Here is a 4,825-nt window from a genome sequence, read left to right as displayed (position 1 = left end):
CGTGGTTGCCAGTAACTTCCACGTGTCATAAGCAGGGACGTCGACGAGCCACGGCGAATATCACCGTATCGCTATCAGAAGAAAAGAAGCACTACACTCTATGGTGTCCCATATCCTTGTAGCCGCGTGCCTCACCGCGACCACCGTTTGTCACAATCTTTCCCGACACGGAGCGAATGGCGAGTCACCTATGCGACATCAAACCGGGGACGTAGGCGACGGCTCCTCACCATCGACCCCGGCATCGCCAAGCACTCGGGGACTGGACTCCCGAACGATTTCAATACCGGGCCGTGCGCATTGAATCGGCGACTGCCACGGTGATTAACGGCCGGATTCGAGGAAGGTGCCAGTACTCCATCACCTGGTTATAACCTCGATCTCGTCAACCAATTAGGCGAGATGCCGCTAGCAGTCGCCTGAACTCGGCAAGAGCCAGTACCACCTTTCGAGGGTCAAAACATCGGGCCGTTCATTCAAAAGCTCCGTGTTTTCTCCGGGAAAGCCATCCCCCCATCCGCACAATTCTCATGACACATGGGCAATGACCTGGGATAACTCCGCTGTTACGGAATCTGCTCTCGGAGCCAGAATGGTTCCGCCCCCAGAATAGTTGTGGATACGTTGGGCGCAGTAGTCACGGTTTCCCTAACGACACAGCCGGCCCCGATGCCGAGGTGATCCATATCATTCCATCCATGTGACCATCGTATGATGATATCGGTACGCCGTCGGCTGTTAGAGAGCTAATACTTCCCATACTACAGCCTGATAGTCGTCCCGCAGATCAGGAATGACGAGGCCCACGTGGCGCAATTCACCACCATTCGTTGACAACCACTGGCCATGACCTTCCCACTCTCTTACGGCATACGACCGTTCCAGCGGGAGTCCCACTACGGGCAATCGGGTTCTCGGATAATTGGCACGGGCCATGAGGCGAAAATAAAAGACAAGGGCCTGATGACCGTCGTGAGAGCGAAACATCCATCCGTACGCATTCGGGTCCCGAGTCTCCAGCACCGTATAATAGCCAAACTGTACCAGCCCTCGCACCTCTTTGTAGCGGCGAATTTGTTCCTTTACGGCTTCACGGTCCTCATCGGACAACCGACGGGGATCTAGTTCATAGCCTAAGACCCCTGACATGGCCACCATCGCACGAAAACCGAGGGAAACCTGTCGTCCGGTTTGATGATTGGGCACATCGGACACGTGTGCAGTCACGGTACTGACCGGATAGACCAGTGCCGTCCCCTGCTGAATGGCTAATCGAGCGACCGCATCGGTGTTATCACTCGCCCAGATCTGAGGGGAATAGGCGAGCATCCCGGGGTCAAAGCGTCCTCCGCCGCCCGAGCATCCTTCAATGAGCAATTGCGGATAGCGGGTGGTGATGGCCTCGAGAACTCGGTAGAGTCCTAAGATATAGCGATGGGAGGTCTCTTGCTGTTGCCTTGGTGGAAGGCCATGTGACCCCACTTCCGACAGATGACGGTTCATGTCCCACTTGAGGTAGTCCAGCTGTAACTCTTCAATCAGTTGTGACAAGGTGTCTATCACAAAATCCTGTACGTCTTGACGCGAGAGATCTAAGACCAATTGATGCCGTGCCAAAGAGGGAGGGCGATGAGGCACCCCCATACACCACTCGGGATGCTTTGCATAGAGTGCGCTCACGGGAGAAATCATTTCTGGTTCCACCCAGAGCCCAAATTTCATTCCCAATGACCGTACGCGTTGGGCCGTGCTTGCTAGACCGTCGGGAAACTTATTGCGGTCCTCATGCCAGTCCCCGAGCGATGAGCGGTCATTGTCTCGATGGCCAAACCACCCATCATCCACCACCAATAGTTCCACCCCCAAATCTGCCGCACTCTCCGCAATCGAAACAATGGTCTCTTCGGATAGCTTAAAATAGGCGGCTTCCCAGGTGTTCAATAATATGGGACGCTCGACGCGACGAAACGCCGGAGGAATCAGGCGCTCCTGATAGAGGTGGTGAAAGATTGAGGTCATGCCATTCTGTCCCTTATCGGAATAGACCAAGACCGCCTCGGGACTTTGAAAGGTGTCTCCGCCATTCAGGATCCAATGAAACTCAGACGGATTAATTCCAATCCCAATCCGGGTGGTTAGGTATTGGTCTACTTCAGCAAAGGCCAAGAAATTGCCGCTATAGATGAGGTGCGTGGCAAAGATGTCGCCGCTATCGCGGGTGGTATGTGGGCGGGCCAGCGCGAGGAAGGGCTGCATCTGATGGCTACTGGCACCACGCCGGCTTTCCACCGAGACCTTTTTGGGCTGTCCCAATTCGCTCCATACCTCACCGCGTTCTCGCGCCCAGGCCCCCGCCAGGTGCAACAAGCGATAGTCGGCATCGGGAAAATCCACCGTCATGCTGAGCGCTCGCTCCATTTCATAGGGTGAGCTCCCCTCATTGTGCCAACTGACCGAGCGCGTAATCACATCGAATGACTCCAGAACCGAATAACTGAGGGTCATCGTGAGGGGATAGGAAGGATCTCTTAGGGTGAGAGACAGTGTTACCACACTATCACCGGCTTCTTCCCGTATACTGGGCAATCCCAAAAGCGGCGGTTTGCCGAGCGTCAGGCGATATGATTCAAACACATACTCACTTGCCATGGTGCCATCATCAAAGCGGAGCTGACACAGGGGTTCTCGAAAATCGGACCGACCAAACATAGGCGCTTCTTGGGGTAATACGTCTAGCGAATATTGGGGGTCATCGGCATAGGGCGTCGGCGAAAAGGCCAAAATGGGCGTTGTCCTCACTGGGTCCGTTAAGGACTCGGGATGGATCCTTTTGCCCCAGTACAGATGTAATATCTGTCCATGAGCGTCGACCTGTAATACGTAGCTGGTGTTATTGGTATAGAGGTGGAATTTTCTCTGATCCAGAATATCGATACCCATCATATCACTCCCTTTGTCGTTACCTCACCATCCACGGTCTCGCACAGGGCGGTTGGCTCGCTTCCTCATCGGCTCGGAGACCATATGGCTCATCTATCAATCATTAGACCATACATCGGGCAAAAATTCCCATCTTTATGGCATAATGTACCTCTTCACCTGTCATGGGCTGGGATGATGTGTGTTGACAGGTCTCGATCTGGTATCGTAACCATGCCTTGGTGGGCCAGAAAATTCGAGAACATTAGAGGCTAGGTTTACCCATACCATTTTCCGAATGGCGCAGCTAGATGCTTTCCTAGGTGCCCCATTCGGCAAATTCAAATCACTGCCACTGGGGATCGTCCCCGGATGCCCCGAGATTTTTTCTGCAAGTCCGTCGAAATCCTCCCCATGTCTCTTCATTCTCGTTGCGCTTCTTCGCGGTACGCGGGATTTAACCCACACATGATGTGGACTTCACCAGGAAGTGCGGAATATGATGAGAAAGAAAGGGCAATGGCGTCTTAATGGGGGGCGTCAACAACGGGCCACTCCTAGACAACCGACGGGAAAGCAGGTGGATGGTGAATCTCCACGCTCAAATCTTTTGGTTTTTGTGGCTCCTATGGCTTCTCTTGGAAATTGCCGTCAACCTTCGCGCTCGCCGTCTTCGACGGAATTCGGTGGCTAACCGGACCGCCGGTAATTGAAACTCGGTATCGTATTGCTTACCCGTGATGATCACCTCATTCGATGAGATTAGCATCGTCGAATTCGTGGTGTCCATCGAATAGACTAACATCCACTTGAATAAGGTCCACCCAATCCCGGGCAGTACCCGCTAGCCCACTCAACCTCTGAAAGTTGGCCACCGCCGCAAGACCTGTCCAACGAGGACAGGTAAAGGTGGATACTCGTACCGGTGTTGGCGCGCCATGCCGGTAACGTCACTCGTTAGATTCTCCACCACGGGCGAGCCAACTCCAATGGCTTCAAGCGGATACCACGGAGAACGGGGTGGAATGGCGTCTAAGACAAATTTAATACGCATAGGATGGTTCGCACCATATTTTCCCTTCTGTGTCCCCGGAACAAAGAATAGCTATTGGCAATCAAGGGCTGGCTGATCTCCTGCTTTACCGCGAGTGGTTCGCACCGTGTTAGGCAAAATCCGGGTTGTGGGGCCCCTCTGAATAATCTGCTGTGTTGTGGCCAAACGTGGTTGGACCAGCCTGCGTGAGTCGAGGACCCTTAATGCATATACGAGCCGGATAGCTACTTAGCGCAATTTTCTCTCGATTAATTTGATCGATGGGTTTGGTTGAACGATGTTTTTCGCCTTGTGGTCGACCCATTCCCGAACAGCACTCGATCGTGCCCGCAGTACTCATCGCTCTACGGGTACCGAAGCAGAGCAAGGCGAATGTTGCTCGGGAATATTGTCACCCATATGGACATGAGCTAGGTGCCATGGGGATCGGATGGACCCCACGCGATGGAGGAACGTGCGACGGAACGATGCCGTCCGTTCGGGAGATGGCATGACACATCCTCAAGGACGCGCGGGAGTGGAGAACGGTCCGGCGGGTGGGAATCCGGGGTTTTCGCATCGTGCTCGGGAACGTGTTCAGAAATCTTCTCACATCACGGTCTTGGAGTCGTTCGTCACCGCGCCATTGGCGATACGACCAGGGGGACCGACTTACAAAAAGCTTCGTGCGGCAAAAGGCGCTCTTTTTCATGGAGAAAGTCGTGTATATATGTTCTGTGGTACCCATCGATGGCCAAACCCCATAATACGGATAGTCGTTCCGGTATCTTGGTAGACAATACGCATATCCGCGGAATGTCGTTGGCTTCTTTGGCTTTGAAAGTGGTACGACCACCAACCCGCCTTGTTGTT

1 protein-coding gene is annotated in these 4,825 nt (G+C 53.7%); it reads right to left on the bottom strand.

Annotation, left to right across the window (positions count from 1 at the left end; translation table 11 throughout):
• Positions 1–738: 738 nt before the first annotated feature.
• Positions 739–2,940, bottom strand: a complete 2,202-nt coding sequence (locus tag ACOJWD_RS05410) for an alpha-galactosidase (protein WP_486992200.1) — start codon at positions 2,938–2,940, stop codon at positions 739–741.
• Between the last annotated feature and the right edge of the window lie 1,885 nt (positions 2,941–4,825).

The sequence above is a fragment of the Sulfobacillus sp. TH-112 genome, from assembly GCF_057473405.1.
This window is presented reverse-complemented; position numbering and strand designations above follow the sequence as displayed.